The sequence below is a fragment of the Ensifer sp. MJa1 genome (assembly GCF_037026475.1).
Taxonomy (GTDB): domain Bacteria; phylum Pseudomonadota; class Alphaproteobacteria; order Rhizobiales; family Rhizobiaceae; genus Ensifer.
Map to the genome: position 1 here is coordinate 172398 of NZ_JAKUMO010000006.1, position 14810 is coordinate 187207.

The following is a 14810-nucleotide window of genomic DNA, read 5'->3' on the forward strand; positions in this document are numbered from 1 at the left end:
CAGTAAATTTTTACTACAGGTTTTTCACTGCTGGAGATTTGCCCTCTCGGCAGCCGTGCTGCCGCGCCAGATGATCTCGGTTCCAAGCAGCACCTTCTTGGCCACATCGCGCCCTGAGAGACGCTCGACCAGCAGGTCGACGGCGGTCTCACCAATTACCTCGGCCGGTATCTTGACGGTGGAAAGAGGTGGACCGAGAAACTGGGCGACGGGAATGTCGTTGAAGCTTGCGACGGCAACATCCTCGGGGATTCTCAAACCCATCTCGTGAATGGCCCTGTAGGCACCGATCGCCATGTTGTCGTTGCAGGTGACCAGGATCTCGGGCGGGTTTGGCTTCGACAGCATGGCTTTTGCCAGCGTGTAGCCGCTGTCGGGCGTCAACTTCTCGACCATGCAGAGTTCCGGATCAAAGAGCCCGGCCTTGGTCATGAAGCGGATGAAGGCGCGGCAGCGGCGCTCGGAATGAATATCGTCCTTGTCGCGGAAGGCATCGATCCAGCCAAGGAAGCCGATGCGGCGGTAGCCCCTGTCGTAAACCCCTTGCAGCAAACGGTTCATCGCCACGGAGACGTCACTCATCACGCTGTCGTCGATGTCGTCATCCGGGGCAAAATCCGCGAACACCAGATGACGGCTGTGGCGACGCAGCCAATGAACCTCCTCGCCATAGTGGTGGCCGACGGCGACGACGCCATTGGCGCCCTGCAGGATCCCAGCCTCCGGCAGGTTGCCGTTGTGGAAGACTTTGACCACCTCGATCTTCAGCGCTTGACAGCGGTTTTCGATGCCGAGGCGCACGCCGACATAATAGGGGTCGATCAGTTCCTGGGCCGGCTGCAGGAAGTGGACAAGGGCGAACTTCAGGCCCTGCAGGGGGCCGGCGCCGCGACCGCGGTTGCGGGGCGTCGCATAATTCAGCGCCTCGGCCGTCTCGATGATCGCCTGGCGTTTCTTCGTGGAGATCGACAGCGTCGGATCGTAATTCAGTACCCGCGACACGGTTGCCGACGAGACCCCGACAGCCGAGGCGATTTCCTTGATTGTGACCATGTTCAACGTCCTGCGTGCCGCCCCGCCCCGATTTGGGCGCGGTGCAATCTTTATTTAGTAAAATTTTGCCTTGAATTTTTCAATCGCTGGACGTGCAATTCGTTGGCAGACGCCGACAGGAAGCGGATGGTCGGGTTCAAGCCGCGGATCGGCCGCTATCGACGGCCTCGGCCTTGAGTTCGTCTGCGAGGTATTCCCAGAGCGCCGACACCGGCCGGGATGATAGGCCCTCACGGTCGGCCGTAAAGAGGCCGAGCTCGATCACCGGCGCGGGCGGCAGCCCATCCTGAATGCCAAGCGTCCGCATCGTGTTCGGGCGGATGTTGAGATCCAAGAGAACGGCAATGCCGAGACCGGCTTCGATCATCGACTGGATCGAAGCAAGGCTGGCGCTCGTCAGCACGGTTCGCCAGGGGCGGTCGCCGCTGGCAAGCACCTCGATCATCTTCTGGCGCCAGGTGCACACACCGTCGAAGGTGACGAGCGGCAGAGGGCCTTCGTCCGGCAGCACGAAGCCGCGCGCGGCGACCCAGCGAAGAGGCAGGCGCCAGGTCAGCAGCGGCCGTCCGTGGATCAGAGCCGGGTCGCCGATGGCGACGTCGAGTTGGCCGAGCGACAATTTCTCCGACAGCACGGTGCTTTCGGTGACGGTAAGTTCGAGCGCGATGCCAGGATGGCATTCGGCAAAACGTTGCAGCGCCTTCGGCAGCGAGCCCACGGCGATGTCTTCGATCATGCCGAAGCGGATCGGGCCCTCTACTGCCTGACCGGCGAGAGCCCGCCGCGCGCCGGCGCTCAAGCCCAGCATCTTCTGGGCATAGGGAAGCAGCACGTGACCGGCCTCTGTCAGGTCCATGCCTTTGGTGCTGCGGTTCAAAAGCCTAGCGCCAAGATCATCCTCGAGCCGACGCAACTGCATGCTGACGGCCGCCTGGGTGCGCGCAAGCCGTTGGGCAGCGCCACTGACGCTGCCGCATTCGGCGGTCACGACGAAGGCGCGCAGCAGGCCGATATCCAGGTCATGCATATAACGATCCTTTATGAAGGCATCACAATTATTAGCGTTCATTATTGTGCCGGGATTGTTATGTCTGTTCAAGCCAAAGGGAGAACGGACATGGCGGAAACGGAAACGACGGCAGACAGCGCGTGGGGTGACGCGGCGGCGGTGGACGGATCGTCTGGCCGCGTTACGCTTGCCATCGCCTTCTGCCTGCTCTCCATGACGAGCGTGCAATTTGGTGCGGCACTCTCGAAGCCAGCAATGGCGGAAGTCGGAGCCTTCGGCGCCACTTGGCTGCGGCTTTGCTGGGCGGCGGCATTCCTGATGCTCCTCGTCCGACCGCCGTTCCTCAGTTACACGCGGTCACAGTGGTTCTCTGCGCTTTCGCTCGGCGCGACGATGGCGATGATGACGCTCTGCTTTTTCGCGGCGATCGAACGGATCCCGCTTGGCCTTGCCGTGGCGATCGAGTTTTTCGGCCCTCTGACGGTCGCTGCGGTCCTCGGAGGACGGGGTTGGCGGTTGCTTTTCCCGGCGATCGCGGCGGTGGGTGTGCTGTGCCTCTCCTGGGATGGCACCACCTGGGTTGCAGATACGCGCGGGCTGCTTTTCGCTTTCGGCGCGGCTATCGGCTGGGGCGGCTACATCGTGTTGATGAGACATGCCGGCCAACGCTTCAAGGGGTTGGAGGGGCTCGCGGTGTCTCTGCTCTTTGCCGCCCTCATTGCCACGCCATTCGGGTTCCATCAGGTCCAGTCCGGCTTCTCCTTCCACATGCTCCTGGTGACGGCGGGGCTCGCCGTCCTCGTGCCGCTCCTGCCCTATGCTCTCGAGTTCATGGCACTCCGCCGCCTGCAGCCATCGGTGTTCGGCATCCTGATGAGCCTGGAACCGGCGATGGGCGCCGGAGCCGGCCTCATCATCCTCGGGCAGACACTCAGCCTCAACCAGGTTTTCGGGGTGGTCCTCGTCATGATCGCGAGCGCGGCCGGCACGTTGCTGGCGCGGCCATAGGCGAGCGATCGCAGCAGCCGCTCGATCTCAGCGGAACCTTCTTCTTCCGAGGCCCGTCAATTCCTGACGGGCCTTTCGCCTATCGTGGCTCTTTCGCGATCAAGGCTAAAACTGCTGGTTTACAAAAGTAATATTATATGATTTTTTCTTGATGGCTGCGTGGAGGCAGCTTTCTTTGGGAGGAAATCATGAAAATCGCCAAGGCACTTGCGAGTGCAACGATCCTTGCTGCCTGCACGTTCGGCAGCGCTTCGGCCGCGGAACTCGTCGTCGGCTTTTCGCAGATCGGCTCGGAGTCCGGCTGGCGCGCCGCCGAGACGACGCTGACCAAGCAGCAGGCCGAAGAACGCGGCATTGACCTCAAATTCGCCGACGCACAGCAGAAGCAGGAAAACCAGATCAAGGCAGTCCGCTCCTTCATCGCCCAGGGCGTGAACGCCATCCTCCTTGCCCCTGTCGTCGCCACCGGCTGGGATGAAGTGCTGCAGGAAGCAAAGGATGCGGAAATCCCGGTCATCCTGCTCGATCGCACGGTCGATGCTTCCGATGATCTCTATCTGACGGCGGTTACCTCCGACCTCGTGCACGAGGGCAGCGTGGCCGGCAAGTGGCTCGTTGACGCTTCGGCCGGCAAGCCCTGCAACGTCGTCGAGCTTCAAGGCACCACCGGCTCGTCGCCGGCAATCGACCGCAAGAAGGGCTTTGAACAGGCGCTTTCCGGGCATGACAACCTGAAGATCGTCCGCAGCCAGACCGGTGACTTCACCCGGACAAAGGGCAAGGAAGTAATGGAAAGCTTCCTGAAGGCCGAGGATGGCGGCAAGAACATCTGCGCGCTCTATGCCCACAACGACGATATGGCGGTCGGCGCCATCCAGGCAATCAAGGAAGCCGGGCTGAAGCCGGGCAAGGACATCCTCGTCGTCTCGATCGACGCTGTTCCCGACATCTTCCAGGCGATGGCAGCCGGTGAGGCCAATGCCACGGTCGAGCTGACGCCGAACATGGCCGGCCCCGCCTTCGACGCGCTTGCCACCTTCCTGAAGGATGGCACGGCACCGCCGAAGTGGATCCAGACGGAATCGAAGCTCTACACCCAGGCCGACGAACCGTTGAAGGTCTACGAGGAAAAGAAGGGCCTCGGCTACTAAGCCGCATTCTGCCTGCGTTGCGGCGCGCAGGCAGCGGACTGCCGCCCCTTCGGGCGGCTCCTCTCCGGCCGGAGACAAACCTGTCTGTGCCCTCAGCGCGACACGGGCTTGTGCTTCGGCCGGCTGATCACGGTGAGCCGGAGCGGATCGCAATGCCGCGCCTTTCTCACCGCGCTCTCGGTGGCAGCATGGCGGGACGGCATCGATGCAGACCAGTGACTACATTCTCTCGGCAGTTCGGGTCGAGAAGGGATTTCCCGGAACGAAGGCGCTCGACAAGGTCGACTTTCATCTGCGCCGCGGCGAGGTGCATGCGCTGCTCGGTGAAAACGGTGCCGGCAAGTCGACCCTGATCAAGTGCCTGACCGGCGCCTACCGCCGCGATGGCGGCACGATCATGCTCGACGGCGCGCAGGTTGATCCTCGTGATACGTTCGACGCCCAGAGGCTCGGCATCGGCACCGTCTATCAGGAGGTCAATCTTCTGCCGAACCTGACGGTCGCCGAGAATCTCTTTCTCGGGCGCCAGCCTCGGCGCTTCGGCATGATTGACGTGCGCGCCATGAACCGGCGAGCGCGTGATCTGCTGGCAGACTATGAACTCGATCTGGATGTCACCCGCGATCTCGCAAGTTATCCGGTGGCGATCCAGCAGGTCATCGCCATCGCGCGCGCCGTCGATCTTTCAGGCAAGGTGTTGATCCTTGACGAGCCGACCGCAAGCCTTGATGCGCACGAGGTGGCAATGCTCTTTCGCATCGTCAGGCGTTTGAAGGCGCGCGGCCTCGGCATCATCTTCGTCACCCATTTCCTCGAGCAGGTCTATGAGATTTCGGACCGCATCACCATCCTCAGGAACGGTCAGCTCGTCGGCACGCGCGAGACCGCCGATCTCGACCGGCGCGAGCTGATCACGATGATGATCGGTCGCGAGCTTGCTGCGGAAATCCACTCGACCCGCGCGGAGACAGCCGAAGGAGCGCTGCGCTACCGCTTCCGCAACTACGGCCGCAAGGGCCGGATCGACCCGTTCAATCTCGATGTGCGGGCCGGGGAAGTCGTCGGCATGGCAGGCCTGCTCGGCTCGGGCCGCACGGAAACCGCGGAACTGCTGTTCGGCGTCTATCGCGCCGATAGTGGCACTGCTGAGATTGACGACCGCGCGGTCGATCTTTCCTCGCCACGCGCCGCCATTCATCACAAGTTCGGATTCTGCCCTGAAGATCGCAAGACATCAGGCATCGTCGGCGATCTCTCGGTGCGCGAGAACATCGTATTGGCGTTGCAGGCGCGCCGGGGCTGGACCCGCCCGATCGCGCGCGCCGAACAAAACCGGCTGGCCGACCACTACATCCGCATGCTCGACATCCGCACCGCCGACCGGGAAAAGCCGATCAAACTGCTTTCCGGCGGCAACCAGCAGAAGGCAATCCTCGCCCGCTGGCTGGCGACCGAGCCCGAGTTCTTGATCCTGGACGAGCCGACACGCGGTATCGACGTCGGCGCCCATGCCGAGATCGTCAAGCTTATCGAAAGCCTGCGCGAGAAAGGCATGTCGCTGCTGGTGGTCTCGTCGGAGATCGAGGAGTTGGTCGCCTACAGCACGCGCATTGTCGTGCTGCGCGACCGGGCCCATGTGGCCGAGCTCGACGGCCAGCGCATTACCGCCCATCAGATCGTTGAAGCGATCGCCGCCACCAATGAACGGAGGCCGTCGTGACCGCGACCATAAGGCTCTATGTGAACCGGCTTCTGCCCCAACTGATCGCGCTCGCAGTCATTGTCGCTGCGGTTTCGCTGGTGTTTCCGGGCTTTTTCCACCTGGAGATCCAGAACGGCCGCCTTTATGGCAGCCTCGTCGATATCCTCAACCGCGGCGCGCCTGTGGTGCTGCTGGCGATCGGCATGACGGTCGTCATCGCCACCAAGGGCATCGATCTTTCCGTCGGTGCCGTGATGGCAATCTGCGGCGCTACTGCCGCATCGGCGATAACGTCGGGCCATTCGCTGGCCGAAACGCTGTTGATCACGCTTGCCGTCGGTGCGCTCTGCGGATTGTGGAACGGCGTGCTGGTCGCGGTTCTCGACATTCAGCCGATCATCGCGACGCTGGTGCTGATGGTCGCCGGGCGCGGCATTGCCCAGCTCATCACCGAAGGCGCCATCCTGACCTTCAACCACCCCGGCCTGATCTTCATCGGCAGCGGCTCCTTCGCTGGCCTGCCGATGCCGGTGGTGATCTGGCTTGTCTTCGGGGCGCTCGTTGCCGTGCTCGTCCGGCGCACCGCACTTGGCATGCTGATCGAGGCGATCGGCGTCAATCGTCAGGCAAGCACGCTCTCCGGCGTGCTGACGCCGGTTCTGCTCATCGCAGCTTACGTGCTTTCCGGCGTCTGTGCCGCCATTGCCGGCATCATCGCAGCGGCCGATATCCGCGGCGCGGACGCTAACAATGCCGGGCTTTGGCTGGAGCTTGACGCCATCCTTGCGGTCGTGGTCGGCGGCACGTCGCTGCTCGGAGGCCGCTTCAGCATCGCCGCGTCAGTGCTCGGCGCAATCATCATCCAGGCGATCAACACCGGTATCCTGCTTTCGGGCTTTCCGCCCGAGTACAACTTGATCATCAAGGCGGCGATCATCGTCTTCATCCTGGTGCTGCAATCGCCGCGATGCCGCGCCGCCTTTGCCTTCCTCATGCCGGCGCGTGGCGCGAACAAAACGACGGAGCGGGCCGCGAAATGAAACAGAAATACCTTCCGCTGACGGCGACAATCCTGATCTTCCTGCTCGGCTACGCGCTCTGCGCCGCCCAGTATCCGAACATGCTCTCCACCCGGGTGATCGGCAATCTTTTGACCGACAACGCCTTTCTCGGCATTGCGGCCGTCGGAATGACCTTCGTCATCCTGTCGGGCGGCATCGATCTATCGATCGGCTCGGTGATCGCTTTCACCGGTGTTTTCCTGGCCGTGGTGCTGGAGCACACAAGCCTGCATCCGCTCGTCGCCTTCGTGACGGTTCTCGGCATTGCGACACTCTTCGGCGCAGCGATGGGGGCGATCATCCACTATCTGGAGATGCCGCCCTTCATCGTCACGCTTGCCGGCATGTTTCTGGCGCGCGGCATGGCCTTCGTGCTGTCGATCGATTCCATACCGATCAAGCATCCCTTCTACGCAACCTTGAAGGGGCTGTACTTCAAGCTGCCCGGCGGCGGGCGGATCACGCTGATCGGCGGTCTGATGCTACTCGTCTTTGCCATCGGCATCCTGATCGCGCACCGAACCCGCTTTGGCACCAACGTCTATGCGCTCGGCGGAGGAACTGCGACGGCACGGCTGATGGGCGTGCCGGTCGCCGCAACGACGATCAGGATCTATGCCCTTTCGGGACTGCTTGCCGGCCTGTCGGGCATCGTCTTCTCGCTCTACACCTCGGCTGGCTATTCGCTTGCGGCTGTCGGTGTCGAACTCGACGCGATCACCGCGGTCGTCATCGGCGGGACGCTCTTGACCGGCGGCGCCGGTTTCGTTGCCGGCACGCTTTTCGGGATCTTCATCCAGGGCCTGATCCAGACCTACATCACCTTCGACGGATCGCTGTCGAGCTGGTGGACGAAGATCCTGATCGGGCTGCTGCTCTTTGCCTTCATTCTCCTGCAGAAGGGCATCATCTACGTCTCGCATCATCGTCAGCAGCGGGCGTGAGACGCTGAGGATCCGGCGATGTGGCGTTCCGTCCCCAACCCGCGCAAAAGGACAAGCCATAGGCTCGTTGTCGAGGAGCTTGGGCAGGCGATCGTCGGTGGCGAGTTTTCCGCCGGAGACACGCTGCCGGGTGATGCGGAGCTCGCAGCCCGCTTCAATGTCTCCCGCACGGTTCTGCGCGAAGCGATGAAGACGCTGGCGGCCAAGGGGCTGGTGGTCGCCCGGGCGCGTATCGGTACCCGGGTGATGCCGCAGGCCAACTGGAACCTTTTCGACGGTGACGTGCTCGCCTGGCATTTCAGCGCCGGCGTCGATGAAGTGTTCCTGCGCCATGTGAGCGAGGTTCGGCTGGCGCTCGAGCCCTATGCGGCGGGCCTTGCCGCGCGGCGGGCGGCGGATGCCGATATCGCCCAGATGATGCGGCTTGCCGTTGCCATGGGCGACGCAGGTCACAGCCCGCAGTCGCTTGCACTCGCCGACCTCGAATTCCACCTGCGGCTTCTCGAGGCCTCGCTCAATCCGTTCATGCAGACGGTGGGCAGCCTGATCGAGGCGGCACTGATGGGGGTCTTCCGTCTCAGCAACCAGGCAGCGGACGACGCCGAAATCGATCGCGTCGCGGTCGCCCACATCCGCATCGTCGAACAGATCCGGCTTCGCAACGAGGACGGCGCGCGAAGCGCCATGGAACATGTGATCCGGGTGGGCCAGGAGCGGCTGATCGCCAATCTCGCAATGTCGAGCCGAACCTGAGGCCGGCCGTCCCGGCCATCATCTCCTGCGCGCACGCGCGCGTGCTTGGCAACCGCTGCAATCTGCGATTAGCTTGCGGCCGCGGTGCAAAGCAGAGGGCGCCGTTTCTTGCCTATTTCAGGGAACCCGCCCGCGAACCAACCGGAGAACAGGATGACGGAACACGACGTCCTCATCGTTGGGGCCGGGCCGACAGGATTGGTGCTGGCGCTGTGGCTCGTTGCCCAGGGCGTGCGTGTTCGTATCATCGACCGCAACGTTGGCCCAGGTTCCACTTCGCGGGCGATGGTGGTGCATGCCCGCACGCTTGAACTCTACCGCCAGCTCGACCTGGCGGCGCCCGTGGTCGAAGCCGGGCACCGCAATCCGGCGATCAATCTGTGGGCGAGAGGCAAGGTGCGGGCGCACATCGATTTCGCCCCAACCGGAGAGGCATTGACGCCCTTTCCGTTTGTGCTTGTCTATCCGCAGGACCATCACGAGCGGTTTTTGGCGGCGCGGCTGGAGGCCATGGGCGTCGTCGTCGAAAGACGCACCGAGCTTGTCGATCTTGAGGACGCCAACGGCGGCGTCACCGCGCATCTCAGACGACCTGACGGCAGCGAAGAGCTGTGTGCTGCGCAATACCTTGCCGGCTGTGACGGCGCCCGCTCGCCGGTCCGCCATAAGCTCGCCATCGGCTTTTCAGGCGGAACCTACAACCAGACCTTCTATGTCGCCGACGTGGAGGCAAGCGGCTCTGCCGCCAATGGGCAAGCGCATGTTTCGCTCGAAAGCAGCGACTTCGTCGCCCTGCTTGCCTATGGCAACAAGGGGCAGGGCCGTCTGATCGGGGTCGTGCGGGACGAGCGCGAGGATGCGGAGCGGCTTACCTTCGAGGACGTCAGCCATCGCGCCATCGAAGGCCTGGGGTTCAGCATCGACAAGGTGAACTGGTTCTCCACCTATCGCGTCCACCATCGGGTGGCTGATCGCTACAGGCAGGGGCGCGTGTTCCTGTTGGGAGATGCTGCGCATGTGCACAGTCCGGTTGGCGGCCAGGGCATGAACACCGGCATTGGCGACGCTATCAATCTTGCCTGGAAGCTGGCGGCAGTGCTGAAGGGGCGCGCGCCAGACCGGCTGCTCGACAGCTATGAGGACGAGCGGATCGCCTTCGCGCACCAGCTCGTCGAAACCACCGATCGACTGTTTACCTTCGTCACGACGGAGGGGCGCCTTGTCGATTTCGCCCGCCTGTGGATCGCGCCGACGATCGCGACCTTTGCCTATCGTATCGGCAGCGTGCGCGAATTCCTGTTCAGGATCGTGTCGCAGACGCAGCTCAACTATCGCGGCGGACCGCTGAGCCGCGGTGATGCGGGAAGGGTGCATGGCGGAGACCGGCTGCCCTGGGTCTCCGAGGGCGGGCTCGACAATCACGCATCGCTCTCGGCGATTGCCTGGCAGGTCCATGTCTACGGCACAGCCAGCGACGACTTGAGGCGGTGGTGTCTGACGCGCGGGTTGCCATGCCACGTGTTTCCATGGGTTGAGGCGTACGCGACGGCCGGACTTGAGAACGATGCGGTCTATCTCATGCGGCCGGACAGCTACGTGGCGCTCGCGGCTGGCGAGCAGACGGGCGAAGGGCTGGAGGCCTATTTCGCCGAACACGGCATCAGTCTCTAGCAAGCGGGGGCCGCGTTGCCCCCGCCGCCAATCGCACCTAGCCGTGGCTGACCGGTGTCTGCGCCTTTTCGGCTTTTGCCGCCTCGCTTTCACCGCCTTCGGCCGCCGGATGCTTGGAAATGCCAACGATCTTGTGACCTCGCTCGCGCAGCCACTGGAACGCGACATAGAGCGCCGGGATGACGAAGATGCCGACGAGTGCGGCGGCAAGCATGCCACCGGCAACGCCGGTGCCGACCGCGCGGCGGCTGAGCTCGCCCGCACCCTTGGCAATCACCAGCGGCACCAGGCCGACGATGAAGGCAAAGCTTGTCATCATGACCGCGCGGAAACGGGCACGTGCGCCCTCGATCGCCGCTTCGACGATCGGGGCACCTGCCTCTCGGTGCGCCTTGGCGAATTCGACGATAAGGATCGCGTTCTTCGAGGCAAGCGCGATCAGGACGACGAGGCCGATCTGGGCGTAGATGTCGAAGGAGAGCCCGGCGACAAGCACCGACAGCAGCGCGCCGGAGACGCCGAAGGCGACCGACAGCAGCACCGGTACGGGAATAGTCCAGCTCTCATAGAGTGCCACCAGGAAGAGGTAGGCAAAGAGCACCGCCATCGCCAGGATGGCGGTCGTCTTGCCTGCGGCTTCCAGTTCTTGAAGCGCCGTTCCCGTCCACTCGTAGCCGTAACCCGGCGGCAGCGTCGAGGCCGAAAGCGCCTCCATTGCTGCCAGTGCCTCACCGGAGGAGTGTCCGGCGGAGGGCTGGCCGTTCAGCGTGATCGAACGATAGTTGTTGTAGCGCACGATCGATTGCGGACCGACGATGTAGTCGACCTTGGCGACAGAGGCCACCGGCACCATCTCGCCGCTCGAGTTGCGAACGTGTAGCCGCTGGATGTCGTCGACGGCGTTTCGGTCAGCCTGCGCGGCCTGCATCGTCACCTTCCAGGTGCGGCCGAACAGGTTGAAGTCGTTGACGTAGTAGCTGCCGAGCGTGCCCTGCAGCGTCGTGAACAGGTCGCTGACCGAGACGCCGAGCGATTGCAGGCGGTCGCGGTCGATGTCGAGATAGAGCTGCGGCGAACTTGCCGAATAGGTGGTGAAGGTCGGACCCAGCGCCGGGTTCTGGTTGGCGGCAATGATCAGGCCGCCGGCGGTTGCGGCAAGGTCGGTGACCGAGCGACCCTGCAGGTCGAGCAGCTGGTACTCGAAGCCGGAACCGGTGCCGAGGCCCATGATCGGCGGCAGGTTGAAGGCGAAGATCTGCGCGCCGCGGATTGCCTGGCCCTTGGCCATGGTCGTCCGGATCGCCGCTTCGACGCCCGCAGCGTCGCTCAGGCGCTCAGCGAAGGGCTTCATGGTCACGACGGCAAAGGCCGAGTTGGACTTGGAGAGGCCGTCGAGGAAGGAGTAGCCTGTGACGGTGATCACGTTGGCCACGCCCTCGATGCCGCCAAGCATCGTTTCCACTTGCTTCACGACAGCGTCGGTGCGGTTGTAGGAGGCACCTTCCGGAAGGCGGATTTCGGTGAAGTAGGCGCCCTGGTCTTCCGCCGGCAGGAAGCCGGTCGGAACGACCCGGAAGAGGAAACCCGCCGACACGAAGGCGACCGCCAGCAGCGCAAGGCCGATGATCGCGCGCCGGGCAATATGGCCGGCGACAAAGGCGTAGCCGTCACGGCCCTTGTCAATAGTGCGCGAGATATAGCCAAGGATACCGCGCTTCGGCCCGTGATGCGGCTTCAACAGCACCGCGCAGAGCGCCGGGCTCAGCGTCAGCGCGTTGATCGCTGAAATCACCATCGAGACGGATACCGCGACAGCAAACTGCTGGAACAACTGACCGCTGAGGCCCGGGATGAAGGCGACGGGAACGAAGACCGACAAAAGCACGAGCGTGATGGCGACGATGGCGCCGGTAATTTCGCCCATGGCGCGTCGGGCTGCTTCGGCTGCCGACAGCCCCGGATTTTCCTCCATCACCCGCTCGACGTTCTCGACCACCACGATCGCGTCGTCGACGACGATGCCGATTGCCAGAACCATGGCAAGCAGCGATACGGTGTTGAGCGAGAAGCCCATGGCGAGCAGAACCGCGAACGTGCCGATGAGTGCTACCGGTACGGCGACGAGCGGGATGAGTGTCGCCCGCCAATTTCCGAGGAAGAGGAAAACGACGATGATAACGAGGATAAAGGCCTCGAACAGCGTTTCCTCGACGTTGTCGACGCTCGCTTCCACGAACTGCGACGTATCATAGGAGATCGAATAGGTAAGGCCGGGCGGAAAGGCCTTCGACAGCCGCTCCATCGCCTGCTGCACGCCTTCGGCAGCCGCCAGCGCATTGGCGCCCGGTGCCTGATAGGTGCCGATCATGGCAACCGGCTTGCCGTTGAAGCGGGCGCTGGAATCCGAACTGGCGGCGCCGAGTTCGACGCGGGCGACATCGCGGATGCGCACATAGGAGCCGTCGGGCCGGGCGCGCAGCACCACGTCCTCGAACTGCTTGGGATCGGTGAGACGCCCTTGCGTCTGCAGGTTCAACTGGAACAGCGGATCGTCGGTCATCGGCTGGGCGCCGATACGGCCGATGGCGGCCTGGACGTTCTGTGCCTTCAGCGCGTTGATCACATCGTTCGGCGTCAGGTCGAGGCTGGTCATCCGATCGATGTCGAGGACGACACGCATCGAGTAATCCTGGGCGCCGAACAGCTGTGCGTCGCCCACACCGGGTACGCGCTTGATCGTGTCGAGCACGTTGATCGTGGCGTAGTTCGACAGGAACAGGTCGTCGAACCCCTGCTTTTCGTCGGCGCCGTAGATGGTGATCACCTGCATCAGCGCAGACGACTTCTTGCGCACGCTGACGCCGCTCTGCTTGACCTCCGACGGCAAGCCGGCCTCGGCAAGCGACACGCGGTTCTGCACGTTGACGGTAGCGATGTCAGGGTCGGTGCCGACGGCGAAAGTGACGGTCAGCGTATAGGAACCGTCGGCGCCGCTGGTCGATTTCATGTAGAGCATGTCGTCGACGCCGACGACCTTGCTCTCGATCGGTTGGGCGACGGTGGTTTCGACCACGTCGGCACCGGCGCCGGGATAGCTTGCCGTGACGCTGACCTGCGGCGGCACGATGTCGGGAAACTGCGCGATCGGCAGGCGCGTGAGCGCCAGCAGGCCTGCCAGCGTCAACACGATGGAAATGACCGTGGCGAAGCGCGGCCGATCGATAAAGATCTTTGAAATCATGGCTTAGCCACCTGCTGCCGTGGCGGCATCGACGGTGATGCCCGGGCGGACCTTGCCGGCTCCCTCGGTGATGACGTTTTCGCCTTCCTTGAGGCCCTTGCTGATCACGGCCTGGCCGCGGGCGCTGCGCGCCACATCGACGCGGCGAAGCTCCACCTTGGAACTGGCGTCGACCACCAGGACGAAGGCGCCCTGCTGGTCACGTTGGATCGCCTGCTGCGGCACGGCGAGCACATCCTGTTTGTCCGATTGTTCGAGCATGACGCGCACCAGGGCGCCGTCGAGCAGGATGTTGTCCGGGTTGGGGAATTCGGCGCGCACGATCACCGTGTCTGTCCCTTGCGAGACATTGCTGGCGATGAAGTTGATGGTGCCCTTCTGCTTGTACTCCGTTCCGTTTGGCAGCCCGAGCCCGACATTGGCGCCGCCGCTGATCTCGCCCTTCAACACGCGCTCGCGATAGGTGAGGTAGAGCGCGGTGGCGACCGGGAACTGCACGTAGATCGGGTCGAGACGGGTGAGCGTCACGAGAGGGCCGCTATCCGGGCCGACGAGGGCGCCGACATCGGCAGCGGTCAGGCCGACGATGCCGTCGAAGGGTGCCGTAATCTTCGTATAGGAGAGATTGAGGTCGGCATTGTCCTTGCTGCCCTTGAGGCGCACGAGGTCACCGTCGGCCTTCTGGACCTCCGCATTGGCCTCATCCACCTTGGCCTGGGAGATGGTCTTGGTGGTGAGCAGCTGATCGGCACGATCGCGCTCGAGCACGGCGAGTTGCTTGGCGGCTTCGGCCGCCTCGATCTGTCCCTCGATCTCCTGGACGGCGGCGCGGTAGGCGCCATCCTCAACCTGGTAGAGCTGCGTCCCGGCGGTAATCTTCTGTCCTTCGGTGAAGTTCACCGCCTCGAGGAAGCCGGAGACGCGTGCCCGGATGTCGACTTTCTGGATGGCGGTTACCTTGCCGGTCAGATCAACGCTTTCGCGTAGGTCCATGATCGTGGCCGGCGCGATGACCACCGCCGGTGCCTGCTGGGCGAAGGTGGACGGCGCGATCAGGCTGACTGCGACTAGAAGCGTTGATGAAAACGAGGCGGCGAGAAGTCTTGAACGATGCATGCAACGTTCCCCCTGAACGAAACAGCTGGAATTCATGTCAGCGCACCACGGTCGGCGGCCTTGGAAGGTTGAAATCAGAACACGTTCCCATCGTCAAGTCA

Annotated in this window: 11 protein-coding genes; 7 read left to right on the top strand and 4 right to left on the bottom strand. The window is 63.4% G+C overall.

Features of this window, described 5'->3' with window-relative positions; genetic code table 11:
- Window positions 1–24: 24 nt before the first annotated feature.
- Both MKZ91_RS10800 and MKZ91_RS10805 read right to left on the bottom strand, forming a co-directional pair.
- Complete coding sequence (locus tag MKZ91_RS10800; protein ID WP_336170842.1) at window positions 25–1053, bottom strand: LacI family DNA-binding transcriptional regulator; 1029 nt, start codon at window positions 1051–1053, stop codon at window positions 25–27.
- A gap of 136 nt (window positions 1054–1189) precedes the next feature.
- The gene (locus MKZ91_RS10805; protein WP_336170844.1) at window positions 1190–2080 is read right to left on the bottom strand and encodes a LysR family transcriptional regulator; all 891 of its coding nucleotides are present in this window, start codon (window positions 2078–2080) and stop codon (window positions 1190–1192) included.
- A gap of 90 nt (window positions 2081–2170) precedes the next feature.
- Here MKZ91_RS10805 and MKZ91_RS10810 point away from each other — a divergent pair, with 90 nt between their 5' ends.
- The 7 genes from MKZ91_RS10810 (at window position 2171) to MKZ91_RS10840 (ending at window position 10352) form a co-directional block, all read left to right on the top strand.
- Window positions 2171–3070, top strand: a complete 900-nt coding sequence (locus tag MKZ91_RS10810) for an EamA family transporter (RefSeq protein ID WP_336170846.1) — start codon at window positions 2171–2173, stop codon at window positions 3068–3070.
- A gap of 188 nt (window positions 3071–3258) precedes the next feature.
- Window positions 3259–4221 carry a galactofuranose ABC transporter, galactofuranose-binding protein YtfQ gene (ytfQ, locus tag MKZ91_RS10815; RefSeq protein ID WP_336170848.1) on the top strand — a complete coding sequence of 321 codons (963 nt, stop codon included), beginning with the start codon at window positions 3259–3261 and terminating at the stop codon, window positions 4219–4221.
- A gap of 205 nt (window positions 4222–4426) precedes the next feature.
- Entirely contained in the window at window positions 4427–5941 is a 1515-nt protein-coding gene (gene ytfR / locus MKZ91_RS10820; protein ID WP_336170850.1) for a galactofuranose ABC transporter, ATP-binding protein YtfR, read from the top strand.
- Window positions 5938–6963, top strand: a complete 1026-nt coding sequence (locus MKZ91_RS10825) for an ABC transporter permease (RefSeq protein WP_336170852.1) — start codon at window positions 5938–5940, stop codon at window positions 6961–6963. Before ytfR ends, MKZ91_RS10825 begins: the two co-directional genes overlap by 4 nt.
- Window positions 6960–7928 carry a galactofuranose ABC transporter, permease protein YjfF gene (gene yjfF, locus MKZ91_RS10830; protein ID WP_336170854.1) on the top strand — a complete coding sequence of 323 codons (969 nt, stop codon included), beginning with the start codon at window positions 6960–6962 and terminating at the stop codon, window positions 7926–7928. The genes MKZ91_RS10825 and yjfF overlap by 4 nt, the downstream gene beginning before the upstream one ends.
- Before the next feature lie 18 nt (window positions 7929–7946).
- Window positions 7947–8681, top strand: coding sequence for a FadR/GntR family transcriptional regulator (locus tag MKZ91_RS10835; protein WP_336170856.1), 735 nt, complete (start codon window positions 7947–7949; stop codon window positions 8679–8681).
- Between the two features lie 153 nt (window positions 8682–8834).
- Window positions 8835–10352, top strand: coding sequence for an FAD-dependent monooxygenase (locus MKZ91_RS10840; protein WP_336170858.1), 1518 nt, complete (start codon window positions 8835–8837; stop codon window positions 10350–10352).
- Window positions 10353–10389: 37 nt separating this feature from the next.
- Here MKZ91_RS10840 and MKZ91_RS10845 read toward each other — a convergent pair whose 3' ends face one another.
- Window positions 10390–13593 carry an efflux RND transporter permease subunit gene (locus MKZ91_RS10845; RefSeq protein ID WP_336170860.1) on the bottom strand — a complete coding sequence of 1068 codons (3204 nt, stop codon included), beginning with the start codon at window positions 13591–13593 and terminating at the stop codon, window positions 10390–10392.
- A gap of 3 nt (window positions 13594–13596) precedes the next feature.
- Window positions 13597–14709 (bottom strand): efflux RND transporter periplasmic adaptor subunit, encoded by a 1113-nt coding sequence (locus MKZ91_RS10850; protein ID WP_336170862.1) that lies wholly within the window; start codon window positions 14707–14709, stop codon window positions 13597–13599.
- Window positions 14710–14810 lie beyond the last annotated feature (101 nt).